The sequence below is a fragment of the Streptomyces sp. NBC_00234 genome, from assembly GCF_036195325.1.
Lineage (GTDB): Bacteria > Actinomycetota > Actinomycetes > Streptomycetales > Streptomycetaceae > Streptomyces.
Genome location: NZ_CP108101.1, coordinates 5896000 through 5910935 on the forward strand (window position 1 = coordinate 5896000; position 14936 = coordinate 5910935).

At 72.0% G+C, this 14936-nt stretch carries 10 protein-coding genes; all 10 read left to right on the top strand.

Annotated elements, in window-relative coordinates:
- The first annotated feature begins 79 nt into the window (after positions 1–79).
- The 10 genes from OG230_RS26075 (at position 80) to OG230_RS26120 (ending at position 14934) form a co-directional block, all read left to right on the top strand.
- Positions 80–2470 (top strand): ATP/GTP-binding protein, encoded by a 2391-nt coding sequence (locus tag OG230_RS26075; RefSeq protein WP_328906141.1) that lies wholly within the window; start codon positions 80–82, stop codon positions 2468–2470.
- Between the two features lie 132 nt (positions 2471–2602).
- Complete coding sequence (locus OG230_RS26080; protein ID WP_328906142.1) at positions 2603–4183, top strand: PucR family transcriptional regulator; 1581 nt, start codon at positions 2603–2605, stop codon at positions 4181–4183.
- Between the two features lie 133 nt (positions 4184–4316).
- On the top strand, positions 4317–5762 hold the full coding sequence (locus OG230_RS26085; protein ID WP_328906143.1) for an aldehyde dehydrogenase family protein: 1446 nt from the start codon (positions 4317–4319) through the stop codon (positions 5760–5762).
- 223 nt (positions 5763–5985) lie between these two features.
- Positions 5986–7932, top strand: coding sequence for an acyl-CoA dehydrogenase family protein (locus OG230_RS26090; RefSeq protein ID WP_328906144.1), 1947 nt, complete (start codon positions 5986–5988; stop codon positions 7930–7932).
- Positions 7933–8015: 83 nt separating this feature from the next.
- Positions 8016–9254 carry a 3-phosphoshikimate 1-carboxyvinyltransferase gene (gene aroA, locus OG230_RS26095; protein ID WP_328906145.1) on the top strand — a complete coding sequence of 413 codons (1239 nt, stop codon included), beginning with the start codon at positions 8016–8018 and terminating at the stop codon, positions 9252–9254.
- 34 nt (positions 9255–9288) lie between these two features.
- Entirely contained in the window at positions 9289–9933 is a 645-nt protein-coding gene (locus OG230_RS26100; protein WP_328906146.1) for a hypothetical protein, read from the top strand.
- Positions 9934–9987: 54 nt separating this feature from the next.
- Positions 9988–11241 (top strand): 1-deoxy-D-xylulose-5-phosphate reductoisomerase, encoded by a 1254-nt coding sequence (gene dxr, locus OG230_RS26105; protein WP_328906147.1) that lies wholly within the window; start codon positions 9988–9990, stop codon positions 11239–11241.
- A complete protein-coding gene (locus OG230_RS26110; protein ID WP_328906148.1) occupies positions 11238–12548 on the top strand; it encodes a M50 family metallopeptidase in 1311 nt (436 codons plus the stop codon). Before dxr ends, OG230_RS26110 begins: the two co-directional genes overlap by 4 nt.
- A gap of 173 nt (positions 12549–12721) precedes the next feature.
- A complete protein-coding gene (gene ispG, locus OG230_RS26115; protein WP_328906149.1) occupies positions 12722–13876 on the top strand; it encodes a flavodoxin-dependent (E)-4-hydroxy-3-methylbut-2-enyl-diphosphate synthase in 1155 nt (384 codons plus the stop codon).
- 212 nt (positions 13877–14088) lie between these two features.
- Positions 14089–14934 carry a GNAT family N-acetyltransferase gene (locus OG230_RS26120; protein ID WP_328906150.1) on the top strand — a complete coding sequence of 282 codons (846 nt, stop codon included), beginning with the start codon at positions 14089–14091 and terminating at the stop codon, positions 14932–14934.
- Positions 14935–14936 lie beyond the last annotated feature (2 nt).

Below are 14936 nucleotides of genomic sequence, written 5' to 3' on the forward strand. Positions count from 1 at the left end.
CCTGGCTGAACTCCTGGTGCGGGCGCACTAGATTGACCGGGGCAGCGGACGGACCTGGCCGGTCAGGGGGCAGCGGTTCATGGACACCGAAGGCACGTACGGCGCACGGGACACACGGGCGAACAAGGTGCCCCGTCCCGCCGCGCCACCCTCCGCCGGACCCCCGCCGGCCACTCCGCCCCCTCCGCCGCCCGCCCCGCCGCGCCCGGACCGCGCCCCGGGGACCGGTCCGCGCCTGGACGAGTGGCTGCGCACCCCGCGTCTCCCGCAGGAGCCCGGCGTCTGGCGGTACGGCCACACGCCCAGGCCGCCCGAGAAACCCGAAGGCGTCTCCGACCGGTCCCTGGTGGTCGGCACGGTGATCGCGGTGCTCTGCGGAGTCCTCGTCTGGTCCCTGTGGCGCAACGGGTACATCCCCTACCGGCTGGTCCCGCTCAAGCTCTTCACCCCGCGCGAGTGGTGGTACGTGGGCAGCGCCGGCGGTCCGCGGACGGTGGAGGGCGTCGACGCCCTGACGGTGTACGAGGCCGTCCTGTTCGGGCTGCTCGTGTACGCCTGCGGACGCCTGGGCAACTGGCGCGAGCTCTTCGCGCGGCACGTCGCCGGGCGCGGGCAGCCCTTCCTCGGTGTGGCCACCGCGGCCATGGCGGCCCTGGCCCAGCTCCTCGTCTGGCAGGACGCCGTGCCCCTCGTCAGGCCCGTCCTGGTCCTCGTCGCCTCGGTCGCGGGCGGCGAGGTCTTCCAGAGCCAGAGCGTCGTGAACGTCGTCTACGCGCTGATCACCGCCGCGGTGCTGTACCCGTTCGCCCGCCTGGGCCGCTGGCGGGAGCTCGCCGCCATGTACCGCAAGGGCCGCTTCGGCGGCCCCCGTGCCGCCTCCGCGGCGGAGCCGGCCCCCGAAACGGCCGACGACCGGTGGCCCGAGCTGCGCGCGGCCGGACGGACGGATGCCGCCGAGACGCTCACCGCCGAGGTCCGCGCCGGCCGGATGAACGACGTCGACTGCGCACGGCTGCGCCACGCCTGGACCGTCGCCCGGACGCACCCCGACCGCCTCGCCGGATTCACCGAAGCCGTCCTGCGCGCGGGGGGCGCCGCCGCCCTGCATCCCTCCGGCCGGCGGGACCTGCCGCAGCGCACCGCACGGCACGACGTCCTGACGGGCCAGGTGCGCATCGGCCGGTGCGCGGACGACCCCCACAATCCCTACGAGCGCCGCGGCTCGGGTCTCGCCCTGGAACCCGCGCTGCTGGGCAGCTCCCTGCTGGCGGTGGGGCCGCCCGGCTCGGGCAAGTCCGCCGCTCTCGTACGGCCCGTCGTCGAGTCCCTCGCCCTCCGGGCGCTCGCCGGGCAGGCCGCCGTCCTCGCGGTGGGCGGGGCGGGAGCCGCGCTCGGCCCCGACGACGCGTACGACGTCGTGGTGAGCATCGGCGACCCCCGGTCCGCACACGACTTCGACCTGTACGGGGGGACGACCGATCCCGACGAGGCCGCCGGCGTCCTCGCCGAAGGGCTCATCGGCGACGTGTCCACGGTGGACAGCCGGCGCGCGGCCACCGTGCTCGCCCAGTTGCTCGGCCCCTACCGCACCGTCCACGGGCACTTCCCGCGCGTGTCCGAACTCCGCGAGCTGCTCGACGGCGCCCCCGGCGCCCTCGACGGGCTGCGCCGGGCGCTGGAGGCGGGCGGCCACGCGGCGATGCTGCGCGAACTGGACGCCAGGGCCCGGCAGGCGGGCGGCGCCGGAGATCCCGGGTCGGTGCTCGCCGACCGGATCGCGCTGCTCGACCGGCCCGCGTTCGCCGGATTCTTCGCCACCGGGGACGAGGCCCGCCCCTTCTCGCTGCGCTCCCTGGAACAGCTGCCCCTGCGGGTCCGTATCGATCTGCCGGAGCGCACCCACGCCGAGGCGTCCCGGCTCCTCGCCCGGCTCGTCCTCGCCCAGTTCACGGCCGTGGCCGCGGCGCGCGCCGACCGTTCGCTCTTCGTCTGCCTGGTCCTGGACGACGCGACGCACACCGTGACGCCCGAGACCGTGCGCGGCATCCGGCGGCTGCGGTCGGTCAACGCGGGCGCCGTGCTCGTGCTGCGCACCGTCGACGACGTCCCCGAGGGGCTGCACACCGCGCTGATGGGCGCCGTCGGCTGCTGCATGGCGTTCTCCGGCGTGACCACCTGGGACGGCAAGCGGTTCGCGGAGGTGTGGGGCAAGGAATGGGTGTCGACCCGGGAGGTCGCCCAGCACACGGTCTTCGCCGACCAGCCCTTCACCCGCGCCGTGCACGCCCTGCGCAAGCTGGTGACCGGCAAGGCGGTGACGACGGACGCCGTGACCGTACGGCAGGTGGAGCGGGAACGCTGGTCGGCCTCCGAACTGGCGTACTCCGTTCCGGCCGGGCACGCGGTGCTGTCGCTGACGACCGTGGACGGCGAGCACGTACCGCCGCTTCTGGTGGAACTCGGCGGCTGAGGGGGCCGGCGGGGCCAGAGGTGCTACCGGGGAGTAGGGCGTCGAGCGGCTCCATCGACTCTGCCGCCCTGGCAGAATCGAAGCAGCCGTTCGTACGGGACGGCGAAATCGATCCAAAGGTCCCGCGGTCCCATGCCCCCCACACTCGCCTCGCTCGCCCAGCACTCGGCGCTCAAACTCACGGTCCGTGCGGGGGCCGACCGGCTCGACACCCCGGTGCGCTGGGCGCACGCCAGTGAGCTCACCGACCCCGTGCCGTACATGGAGGGCGGCGAGCTCCTGCTCGTCACCGCCACCAACCTCGACGCCGAGGACGGCGAGGCGATGCTCCGGTACGTACGACGGCTGGCCGCCGCCGGTGTCGCGGGGATCGGATTCGCCGTCGGCGTGAACTACGAGGAGATCCCGCAGGCCCTCGTCGACGCCGCCGAGGCGGCCGGACTGCCGCTCCTCGAAGTGCCCCGCCTCACCCCCTTCCTCGCCATCACCAAGGCCGTGTCGGCGGCCATCGCCGCCGACCAGTACCGGGCCGTCACCGCCGGCTTCGAGGCCCAGCGCGAGCTGACCAGGGCTGCCGTCGCCGGCGACGGACCGGGCGAGCTCCTCACCCGTCTCGCCGCCCACGTCGACGGCTGGGCCGCCCTGTACGACACCTCCGGCGCCGTCGTGGCCGCCGCGCCCGACTGGGCCGCCAGACGGGCCGCCCGCCTCACCCCCGACGTGGAGCGCCTCCGGGACCGCCCCGCACCGGCCAGCGTCGTCGTCGGCGGCTCCGACGACCGGGTCGAACTCCAGTCGCTCGGCACCGGCCGCCTGGTCCGCGGCGCCCTCGCCGTCGGTACGGGGACGGCGCTCGGCACCGCCGAGCGGTACGCCGTGCACTCGGCGGTCGCCCTGCTGACACTCACCACCGTGCGCTCCCGCTCGCTCCAGGGCGCCGAGCAGCGCCTCGGCGCCGCCGTCCTGCGCATGCTGCTCGCCGGTCAGTCCGACCACGCGCGGGCCGTCGCGGGAGACCTGTACGGCGGACTCCTCGACGCCCCCTTCCGGCTGCTGATCGCGGAGGCGGCCCCCGGGTCCACCCCCGAACTCCTCGCCGAGACCGTGGAGGCCGCGGCGGCCCGCGCCGGAGAGGCGCTGCTGTTGGTGCCCGAGGGCGAACGGATCGTGGTGCTCGCCGCGGACGGCGGCGCCGCGGTCCGCGCCTGCGCCGGATACGCCGAGGCGCAGGACGAGCGCCCGGCCCGCGAACCGGGCACGGAGGACGGCGAGGTCGTCGTCGGCCTGTCCGCCCCGTCCGGGCCGATCGCCGTCTCCGCCGCCTACAAGCAGGCCGAACAGGCGCTCTCGGTGGCCCGCCGACGCGGCAGGGCCCTGGTCGAGCACGAGGAGCTGGCCGCGGGCTCCGTCCTCCCGCTGCTCGCCGACGACGCCGTACGGGCCTTCGCCGACGGGATGCTCCGCGCCCTGTACGAGCACGACGCGAAGGGCCGCGGCGACCTCGTCGCCTCCCTGCGCGCCTGGCTGTCCCGGCACGGCCAGTGGGACGCAGCCGCCGCCGACCTCGGCGTGCACCGCCACACCCTGCGCTACCGGATGCGCCGGGTGGAGGAGATCCTCGGCCGCTCGCTGGACGACCCGGACGTCCGTATGGAGCTCTGGCTGGCGCTGAAGGCCACGACGGCGGCCGGCTCGGGCGCCCCCGGAGCCTGATCCCCGACAAAGCGGAGCGTCGGCCGGGTTCTGTACTCCACGCCGGACAAACGTCATCCGCGCCCGGCCGTCCTACGGTGGGGGAGCACGACACCCACGAGCTCCGTACGACCTCCGAAGGGCCGGATCCGCCATGACTTCCACCCACGCCTTCTGGCTGGCCGGCCGCCAGGCCACCGGCGAGGACAGCTTCGACGTCACCAACCCCTGGGACGGCCGTCTTGTCGGCACCGTCAGCGTGCCGACCGACGCGCAGACCGAGGAAGCCGTCGCCGCCGCCCACGCCGTGCGCGAGGAGTTCGCCGCGACCCCGGCGCACGTCCGGGCCGCCGCGCTCGACCACGTCGTGCGCCGTCTGGTGGAGCGCACCGAGGAGATCGCCCAGCTGATCTCCGCCGAGAACGGCAAGCCCATCAAGTGGGCCCGTGGCGAGGTCGGCCGCGCCGTGTCCGTCTTCCGCTTCGCCTCGGAGGAGGCCCGCCGCTTCAACGGCGGCGACGCCCAGCGCCTGGACACCGACGCCGGCGGCACCGGCCGCCTGGGGCTCACCCGGCGCTTCCCGCGTGGCACCGTCCTCGGGATCTCGCCCTTCAACTTCCCGCTCAACCTGAGCGCGCACAAGGTCGCCCCGGCCATCGCCGTCGGCGCCCCGATCATCCTCAAGCCGGCCCCGGCGACCCCGATCTCCTCGCTGATCCTGGGCGAGCTGCTGGCCGAGACCGACCTCCCGGCCGGTTCCTGGTCGGTGCTGACGGTCCCGAACGACCGCATGCCGGCCCTCGTCCAGGACGAGCGGCTGCCCGTGATCTCCTTCACCGGTTCCGGCCCGGTCGGCTACTCGATCATGGACTCGGTGCCGCGCAAGCACTGCACCCTGGAGCTCGGCGGCAACGGAGCCGCGGTCGTCCTCGGCGACTACGCCTCCGAGGAGGACCTGGACTGGGCCGCGACCCGTATCGCGACCTTCTCCAACTACCAGGGCGGCCAGTCCTGCATCTCGGTGCAGCGCGTGATCGCGGACGCCTCGGTCTACGACCGGCTCGTCCCGAAGATCGTCTCGGCCGTCGAGGCCCTCGTCACCGGCGACCCGTCCGACGCCACCACGGATGTCGGCCCGCTGGTCAGCGAGGACGCCGCCAAGCGTGTCGAGTCGTGGGTCGACGAGGCCGTGCAGGCCGGCGCCGCGCTGCTGACCGGCGGCAAGCGGGACGGCGCGACGTACGCCCCGACCGTGCTCACCGAGCTCCCGGACGGCGTCACCCTCTCCGGCGAAGAGGTCTTCGGCCCGGTCCTGTCCGTGCAGAAGGTGGACGGCGAGGCGGAGGCGTTCGCCGCCGTCAACTCCTCCAAGTACGGCCTCCAGGCCGGCGTGTTCACGCACGACCTCCAGACCGCCTTCCGCGCCCACCGCGCCCTGGAGGTGGGCGGCGTGATCATCGGCGACGTCCCCTCGTACCGCGCGGACCAGATGCCGTACGGCGGAGCCAAGCAGTCCGGCGTCGGCCGCGAGGGCGTGCGCTACGCGATGGACGACTACACCTACGAGCGCGTCCTGGTCCTCACCGGCCTCGCCCTCTAGGAGCCCCCGAACGGCCGCCTGCCTTCCGCCCGGACAGCGATCGCAGCAGGCGGTACGACGAACGGCCTGAGCCCACTGTGCGGGGGCTCAGGCCGTTCGTGCGCCCTGCCGCAGGGGTGGTGGGGCCGGGGCACATCGGGTACATACGGACGAGTGGACCGAACGGCGCAGCCGGCCGGTCCGCCGACCCACCCGACCCCAGACGCGGCGAGGTGAGCTCCTCATGTCCGCCCCACAAGAAACGCCCCAGGCGCCCAAAGTCACCGAGCGTGAAGCACGCAGGGTGGCCGAGGCCGCCCGTGAGCAGGACTGGCGCAAGCCCAGTTTCGCCAAGGAACTCTTCCTCGGCCGCTTCCGGCTCGACCTGATCCACCCGCACCCGATGCCCGCCGGTGAGGACGTGCGGCGCGGCGAGGAGTTCCTCTCCCGGCTGCGCGAGTTCTGCGAGACGAAGATCGACGGCGCGCTGATCGAGCGCGAGGCCCGGATCCCCGACGAGGTGATCAACGGTCTCAAGGAACTCGGCGCCCTCGGCATGAAGATCTCCACCCATTACGGCGGCCTCGGGCTCACTCAGGTGTACTACAACAAGGCCCTCGCCCTGATCGGGTCCGCCAGCCCCGCGCTCGGCGCGCTGCTCTCCGCCCATCAGTCGATCGGCGTACCGCAGCCGCTGAAGATCTTCGGCACCGAGGAGCAGAAGGACGCCTTCCTGCCTCGGCTGGCCCGTACGGACATCTCGGCGTTCCTCCTCACCGAACCCGACGTCGGGTCCGACCCGGCCCGGCTCGCCACCTCCGCCGTACCCGACGGCACGGACTACGTACTCGACGGCGTGAAGCTGTGGACGACCAACGGCGTCGTCGCCGATCTGCTGGTCGTCATGGCCCGCGTCCCGAAGTCCGAGGGGCACAAGGGCGGGATCACCGCCTTCGTCGTGGAGGCGGACTCGCCGGGCATCACCGTCGAGCACCGCAACGCGTTCATGGGGCTGCGCGGCCTGGAGAACGGCGTCACGCGCTTCCACCGCGTCCGGGTGCCCGCCGCCCATCGCATCGGTCCCGAGGGCGCCGGGCTCAAGATCGCCCTGACCACCCTCAACACGGGCCGCCTCTCGCTGCCCGCCATGTGCGTGGGAGCGGGGAAGTGGAGCCTGAAGATCGCCCGCGAATGGTCGGCCGCGCGGGAGCAGTGGGGCAGGCCCGTCGCCCGGCACGAGGCGGTCGGCGCGAAGATCTCCTTCATCGCCGCGACCACCTTCGCGCTGGAGGCCATCGTGGACCTCGCCTCGCAGATGGCGGACGAGGACCGCAACGACATCCGGATCGAAGCCGCCCTGGCCAAGCTCTACGGCTCGGAGATGGGCTGCCTGATCGCCGACGAACTGGTCCAGATCCGCGGCGGCCGGGGCTTCGAGACCGCCGACTCCCTCGCCGCCCGCGGTGAACGAGCCGTCCCCGCCGAGCAGTTGCTCCGCGATCTGCGGATCAACCGGATCTTCGAGGGCTCCACGGAGATCATGCACCTGCTGATCGCCCGCGAGGCCGTCGACGCCCACCTCAAGGTGGCCGGAGACATCATCGATCCCGACAAGCCGCTGTCCGCCAAGGCCAGGGCCGGCGCCAACGCGGCGGGGTTCTACGCCCGCTGGCTCCCGAAACTGGTCGCCGGACCGGGACAGCTCCCGCGCACCTACGGTGAGTTCCACCCCTCGGGGCACCCGGACCTGTCCGCCCACCTCCGCTACGTCGAACGCTCCTCCCGCAAGCTGGCCCGCTCCACCTTCTACGCGATGTCCCGCTGGCAGGGCCGCATGGAGACCAAACAGGGGTTCCTCGGCCGGATCGTCGACATCGGCGCCGAACTCTTCGCGATGAGTGCCGCCTGCGTCCGCGCCGAACTCCTGCGCACCACCGGCGAGCACGGCCGTGAGGCGTACCAACTGGCCGACGTCTTCTGCCACCAGTCCCGCATCCGGGTCGAGGAACTCTTCACCCGCCTCTGGGCCAACACCGACGACCTGGACCGGCGCGTGGTCGACGGCGTTCTCTCCGGCGCGTACACCTGGCTGGAGGAGGGTGTCGTCGACCCGAGCGGCGACGGCCCCTGGATCGCGGACGCCACCCCGGGCGCCTCGACGAAGGAGAACGTCCACCGGCCCATCCGCTGAGCCCCGGGTGTCTTCCGGCGGGGCACGTCCACGCGCTGGACGTGCCCCGCCCGCACGCCCGCCGCACGGCAGGATGGGCGCCCGTGACCGTCATCCACATCCCCGGCTCGAAGTCCGTCACCGCCCGCGCGCTGTTCCTTGCCGCCGCGGCCGACGGCACCACCACCCTCGTACGCCCCCTGCACTCGGACGACACCGAGGGCTTCACGGAGGGCCTGACCCGGCTCGGCTACGCGGTGACCAGGGAGCCGGACCGCTGGCACATCGAGGGCCGGCCGGGCGGGCCCGCCGTCACCGACGCCGACGTGTACTGCCGCGACGGGGCCACCACCGCCCGCTTCCTGCCGACACTCGCCGCCGCCGCGGCCTCCGGCACCTACCGCTTCGACGCCTCCCCGCAGATGCGCCGCCGCCCCCTCGCCCCGCTCACCGAGGCCCTGCGCACCCTGGGCGTCGACCTGCGCCACGAGAAGGCCGAGGGCCACCATCCGCTGCGGATCGAGGCGTCCGGCATCAAGGGCGGCGAACTGACCCTGGACGCCGGGGAGTCGTCGCAGTACCTCACCGCCCTGCTCATGCTCGGCCCGCTCACGGCGGAAGGGCTCCGCATCGAGGTCACCGAGCTGGTGTCGGCGCCGTACATCGAGATCACCCTCGCGATGATGCGCAGCTTCGGCGTCGAGGCGGTCCGGGAGGGGAACACCTTCACCGTCCCCTCCGGCGGCTACCGCCCCACCACGTACGCCGTCGAACCCGACGCCTCCACGGCGAGCTACTTCTTCGCCGCCGCGGCCCTCACCGGCCGCGAGGTCACCGTCCCCGGTCTCGGGACGGACGCGCTCCAGGGCGACCTGCGCTTCGTCGACGTCCTGCGCCGCATGGGCGCGGACGTCCGTACGACCGCGGAGGCGACGACCGTCGGTTCCACCGGCAGCCTCACCGGCCTCACGGTCAACATGCGAGACATCTCCGACACGATGCCGACGCTGGCGGCCATCGCGCCCTTCGCCTCCTCGCCCGTCCGTATCGAGGACGTGGCCAACACCCGGGTGAAGGAGTGCGACCGGCTCGACGCCTGCGCCGACAACCTCCGGCGCATGGGCATCACCGTGCTCACGGGTCACGACTGGATCGAGATCCACCCCGGCACCCCCCGGCCCACCGAGATCACCACCCACGGCGACCACCGGATCGTCATGTCGTTCGCCGTCACCGGACTGCGCGCGCCGGGGATGACGTACGACGACCCCGGCTGCGTACGCAAGACGTTCCCCCGCTTCCACGAGACCTTCGCGGATTTCGCTGCCACCACGGCCGGTTAGGGTTCCTGGGCGTTCGTCGTCCACAGGAGAGTCCATGGCCACGCCGCCCCACCACCAGCCCCTGTCCCCGTACGGATTCGGCCGCCCCGCACCGTCGCCGTGCGACATCTGCGGTGCGATACCCGCCGTCCACACCGTCGTCCGCGGGCACCAGGGGCTCGTCGTCACCCTGCGCTTCCTGACCGAGGAAGGCACGTTCTGCCGCACCTGCGGGACCTCGCTGTACCGGAAGATGACCTCGGACACCCTGTGGCAGGGCTGGTGGGGACTGCTGTCCGTGTTCGCCGCCCCGGTCACGCTGTTCATGAACATCGGTGCCCGCTCGCGGATTCGCGCCCTGCCGCACCCGGTGGGCAACCTCCGCCCCCAGCTCGCCCCCGGCCGCCGCGTCCTGGCCCGGCTGCCCGCCCTGGTCATCATCGGCGTCCTGCTCGTGGGCCTCGGCACCTTCGTCGTACCGCGGCTCATCCCCTCCGCGCCGGTCTCGTTCACGGCGGGCGACTGCGGGCGCAACAACGCCGAGTGGCCCGAGCAGGACCTGGAGGAGGTCGGCTGCAGCTCGGCCGAGGCCGAATTCTGGCTCTCGGACGGGGAGAAGTGCTGGGGCATGGACTGGCTGGTGCACATCGATTACAGCGCCGAGCTGAAGTCGCTGTGCGCTCATCCCATGAAGAAGTGACGCGGACGGGGACGCCCTGTCCCGGCACACAGCCGATGCGGCAACAATGGGGGCATGAGCGACAGCCCTGCCCCCCTCGCCGACCCGCATCTGATCTTCGATCCCGCGGAAGGCCGCCGGGATCTCGTGATCCTCGGCTCCACCGGGTCCATCGGCACCCAGGCCATCGACCTGGTGCTGCGCAACCCCGACCGCTTCCGGGTCACCGCACTCTCGGCCGCGGGCGGCCGGGTCGCCCTGCTCGCCGAGCAGGCGCGGCGGCTCGGCGTGCGTACGGTCGCCGTCGCCGCCGAGGACAAGGTGCCGGCCCTGCGCGAGGCACTGCGCGAGGAGTACGGGGCGGGCGAGCCGCTCCCCGAGATCCTGGCCGGGCCCGACGCCGCCACCGAGCTCGCCGCCGGTGACTGCCACACCGTGCTGAACGGCATCACCGGCTCGATCGGCCTCGCCCCGACCCTCGCCGCCCTGAAGGCGGGCCGCACGCTCGCCCTCGCCAACAAGGAGTCGCTGATCGTCGGCGGCCCGCTGGTGAAGGCGCTCGCGGCCCCCGGCCAGATCATCCCGGTCGACTCGGAGCACGCCGCGCTCTTCCAGGCCCTCGCCGCCGGCACCCGCGCCGACGTGCGCAAGCTCGTCGTCACGGCCTCCGGCGGACCCTTCCGCGGACGTACGCGAAGCGAGCTGGCCGACGTCACCAGGGAGCAGGCCCTCGCGCACCCGACCTGGGCGATGGGACCGGTCATCACCATCAACTCGGCGACCCTGGTCAACAAGGGCCTGGAGGTCATCGAGGCGCATCTCCTCTACGACATTCCGTTCGACCGGATCGAGGTCGTGGTCCACCCCCAGTCGTACGTCCACTCCATGGTCGAGTTCACGGACGGTTCCACGCTCGCCCAGGCCACCCCGCCCGACATGGGTGGCCCGATCGCCATCGGCCTCGGCTGGCCGCAACGCGTCCCGGACGCCGCACCGGCCTTCGACTGGTCGAAGGCGTCCAGCTGGGAGTTCTTCCCGCTGGACACCGAAGCCTTCCCGTCCGTCGGGCTCGCCCGGCACGTCGGTACCCTCGGCGGCACCGCCCCCGCGGTCTTCAACGCCGCGAACGAGGAGTGCGTGGACGCCTTCCTGGCAGGACGGCTGCCCTTCAACGGAATCATGGATACGGTCACCGCAGTGGTCGCCGAACACGGCACCCCTGTCACGGGAACTTCACTGACGGTCGCGGACGTCCTCGAAGCGGAGACCTGGGCGCGTGCCCGGGCCCAGGAGCTCTCGGCGAAAGCGACAGCGGAGGCGCGCGCATGAGTATGACGACGATCCTGTTGACGATCCTTGGGATCGCCATCTTCGCCGTGGGTCTGCTGTTCTCGATCGCCTGGCACGAGCTGGGACACCTCTCGACGGCCAAGCTCTTCGGCATCCGTGTGCCGCAGTACATGGTCGGCTTCGGCCCGACCATCTGGTCGCGGAAGAAGGGCGACACCGAGTACGGCATCAAGGCGATCCCCGCGGGCGGCTACATCCGCATGATCGGCATGTTCCCGCCCGGTGCGGACGGACGCATGGAGGCGCGCTCCACCTCACCGTGGCGCAGCATGATCGAGGACGCCAGGTCCGCCGCCTTCGAGGAACTCCAGCCGGGCGACGAGACCCGCCTCTTCTACACGCGCAAGCCGTGGAAGCGCGTGATCGTGATGTTCGCCGGCCCGTTCATGAACCTGGTGCTGGCCGTCGTGATCTTCATGGGCGTGGCCATGACCTTCGGTTTCCAGACGCAGACCACCGAGGTCGCCGGTGTCCAGAAGTGCGTGATCTCCCAGAGCGAGAACCGCGACGCCTGCAAGAAGGGTGACCCGGTCTCGCCCGCGCAGGCCGCGGGACTCCAGAAGGGCGACACGATCGTCTCCTTCGACGGGCAGAAGATCGACGACTGGGCCACGCTCTCCGACCGCATCCGGCAGACCATCGGCCCCGCCACGATCGTCGTGGAGCGCGACGGGCAGGAGCAGACCCTGCACGCCGTGCTGCAGAAGAACGCGGTGGCGCAGAAGGACTCCGACGGCGAGGTCGTCCCCGGCAAGTACGTGGACGCCGGCTATCTGGGCTTCGCCGCCCGCACCGAGATCGTGCCGCTCTCCTTCGGCGACTCCGTCGTCCGGATGGGAGACATGATCGAGAACGGCGTCGACTCGATCATCGCCCTGCCGTCCAAGATCCCGGACCTCTGGAACGCGGCCTTCAGCGACGGGGAACGCGCGGACGACTCCCCGGTCGGCGTGGTCGGCGCCGCCCGCATCGGCGGCGAGGTGATGACCCTCGACGTCCCGGCGCAGAACCAGGTCGCGATGATGCTGTTCCTGCTGGCCGGCTTCAACCTCTCGCTGTTCCTCTTCAACATGCTGCCCCTGCTGCCGCTCGACGGCGGGCACATCGCCGGTGCCCTCTGGGAGGCACTGCGCCGCAACCTGGCGCGGATCTTCAGGCGGCCCGACCCCGGCCCGTTCGACGTGGCGAAGCTGATGCCGGTCGCCTACGTGGTCGCCGGAATCTTCATCTGCTTCACGCTGCTGGTCCTGGTGGCGGACATCGTCAACCCGGTCAAGATCACCTGACCGAACCACGCGCACCACGCGTAGTGGCCGGTCACACATAGGGTGGCCGGCCACCCCCCATGGGGTGGATTCGCCGGACGGGGTGCGCCCGGCGTTCCTCCGGTGCCGTAACCTCGAAGACCGGAGCCCGCCGATCTCGGGACCTTGATCCACACCTTGGGGATGCTCAGCGCATGACTGCGATTTCTCTCGGAATGCCGGCCGTTCCGACCAAGCTCGCCGACCGAAGGGTCAGCCGCCAGATCCAGGTCGGATCGGTCGCGGTCGGCGGTGACGCACCTGTGTCGGTGCAGTCGATGACGACGACGCGTACGTCGGACATCGGGGCGACGTTGCAGCAGATCGCGGAGCTGACGGCTTCGGGCTGTCAGATCGTGCGGGTGGCGTGTCCGACGCAGGACGACGCGGACGCGTTGTCGACGATCGCGCGGAAGTCGCAGATCCCGGTGATCGCGGATATTCACTTCCAGCCGAAGTACGTGTTCGCGGCGATCGACGCGGGCTGTGCGGCGGTGCGGGTGAATCCGGGGAACATCAAGCAGTTCGACGACAAGGTCAAGGAGATCGCGCACGCCGCGAAGGATGCGGGTACGCCGATCCGGATCGGTGTGAACGCGGGTTCGCTGGACGCGCGGCTGCTGAAGAAGTATGGGAAGGCGACGCCGGAGGCTCTGGTGGAGTCGGCGTTGTGGGAGGCGTCGCTCTTCGAGGAGCACGGCTTCGGTGACATCAAGATCTCGGTGAAGCACAACGACCCGGTCGTGATGGTGAACGCCTACCGTCAGCTGGCTGCGCAGAGCGATTACCCGTTGCACCTGGGTGTGACGGAGGCGGGTCCGGCGTTCCAGGGGACGATCAAGTCGGCGGTGGCGTTCGGTGCGCTGTTGTCGGAGGGGATCGGGGACACGATCCGGGTCTCGCTGTCGGCTCCGCCGGCGGAGGAGGTCAAGGTCGGTCTGCAGATCCTCGAGGCGCTGAATCTGAAGCAGCGGCGGCTGGAGATCGTGTCGTGTCCGTCGTGCGGGCGGGCGCAGGTGGATGTGTACAAGCTGGCCGACCAGGTGAGTGCGGGTCTGGAGGGCATGGAGGTTCCGCTGCGGGTCGCGGTGATGGGCTGTGTCGTCAACGGTCCGGGTGAGGCCCGTGAGGCGGACCTGGGTGTGGCGTCCGGCAACGGCAAGGGCCAGATCTTCGTGAAGGGCGAGGTCATCAAGACCGTCCCTGAATCCAAGATCGTCGAGACCCTCATCGAAGAAGCCCTGAAGATCGCCGAGCAGATGGAGAAGGACGGCATCTCCTCCGGCGAACCCCAGGTCTCCATCAGCTGACCCGCACACCGCACGCCCCGCCAACGGCTCACCGCGCCCCGCCGGACCCTGTGTCCTGTCCTCGAACGACAGGCCCCGGTCCGGCGGGGCGCGGCCGTTGCGGACACCGGGCGGGATGCGGTCGCACGGCCCCGGTCCCGGACGCGAGGGGCGCCCGCCGCGCCCTTTCGGTACAGTGCGGAAATCAGCAGACCGCATGGTGAGGCCCCCTCGTGTTGACGCAGACCACCACCCGGGTCCTCGAACCCAGCGACCTCGGCGCCGCGCTCGCCATCCTGGAGAGCGAGCCCGTGGCCAACGCCTTTGTCACGTCCCGCGTACAGGTCGCGGGGCTCGACCCCTGGCGCCTCGGCGGCGAGATGTGGGGCTGGTACGCCGACGGGCGCCTGCGCTCCCTGTGTTACTCCGGGGCCAACCTCGTCCCGATCTGCGCCACCCCCGAGGCCGTCAGGGCCTTCGCCGACCGGGCCCGCCGGGCCGGCCGCCGCTGCTCCTCGATCGTCGGCCCCGCCGAGGCCACCGCCCAGCTGTGGCGCCTGCTCGAACCCGGCTGGGGACCCGCCCGCGAGGTCCGCGCCAACCAGCCGCTCATGGTCACCGAACACCCCTCCGCCGACGTCGAACCCGACCCCCTCGTGCGCCGCGTCCGCAAGGACGAGATGGACGTCCTCATGCCCGCCTGCGTGGCGATGTTCACCGAAGAGGTGGGCATCTCGCCGATGGCCGGCGACGGCGGACTCCTCTACCAGGCACGCGTCGCCGAGCTGATCGGCACCGGCCGCTCCTTCGCCCGCATCGAGGACGGCAAGGTCCTCTTCAAGGCGGAGATCGGTGCGGCGACGTCCCTCGCCTGCCAGATCCAGGGCGTCTGGGTCGCTCCCGAGCACCGTGGCCGCGGCCTCTCCGAGACCGGCATGGCAGCGGTCCTGCGGTACGCGCTGGCCGATGTGGCGCCGATCGTCAGCCTCTACGTGAACGACTACAACACCCCCGCACGCAAGGCGTACGCCCGCGTGGGCTTCCGCGAGACCGGCGCCTTCATGAGCGTCCTCTTCTGACC

Coding starts and splice junctions, on each gene's coding strand:
- OG230_RS26100 (WP_328906146.1), top strand. CDS start 9,289: ATGGCCACGCCGCCCCACCACCAGCCCCTGTCCCCGTACGGATTCGGC.
- OG230_RS26090 (WP_328906144.1), top strand. CDS start 5,986: ATGTCCGCCCCACAAGAAACGCCCCAGGCGCCCAAAGTCACCGAGCGT.
- ispG (WP_328906149.1), top strand. CDS start 12,722: ATGACTGCGATTTCTCTCGGAATGCCGGCCGTTCCGACCAAGCTCGCC.
- OG230_RS26075 (WP_328906141.1), top strand. CDS start 80: ATGGACACCGAAGGCACGTACGGCGCACGGGACACACGGGCGAACAAG.
- OG230_RS26110 (WP_328906148.1), top strand. CDS start 11,238: ATGAGTATGACGACGATCCTGTTGACGATCCTTGGGATCGCCATCTTC.
- dxr (WP_328906147.1), top strand. CDS start 9,988: ATGAGCGACAGCCCTGCCCCCCTCGCCGACCCGCATCTGATCTTCGAT.
- OG230_RS26085 (WP_328906143.1), top strand. CDS start 4,317: ATGACTTCCACCCACGCCTTCTGGCTGGCCGGCCGCCAGGCCACCGGC.
- OG230_RS26080 (WP_328906142.1), top strand. CDS start 2,603: ATGCCCCCCACACTCGCCTCGCTCGCCCAGCACTCGGCGCTCAAACTC.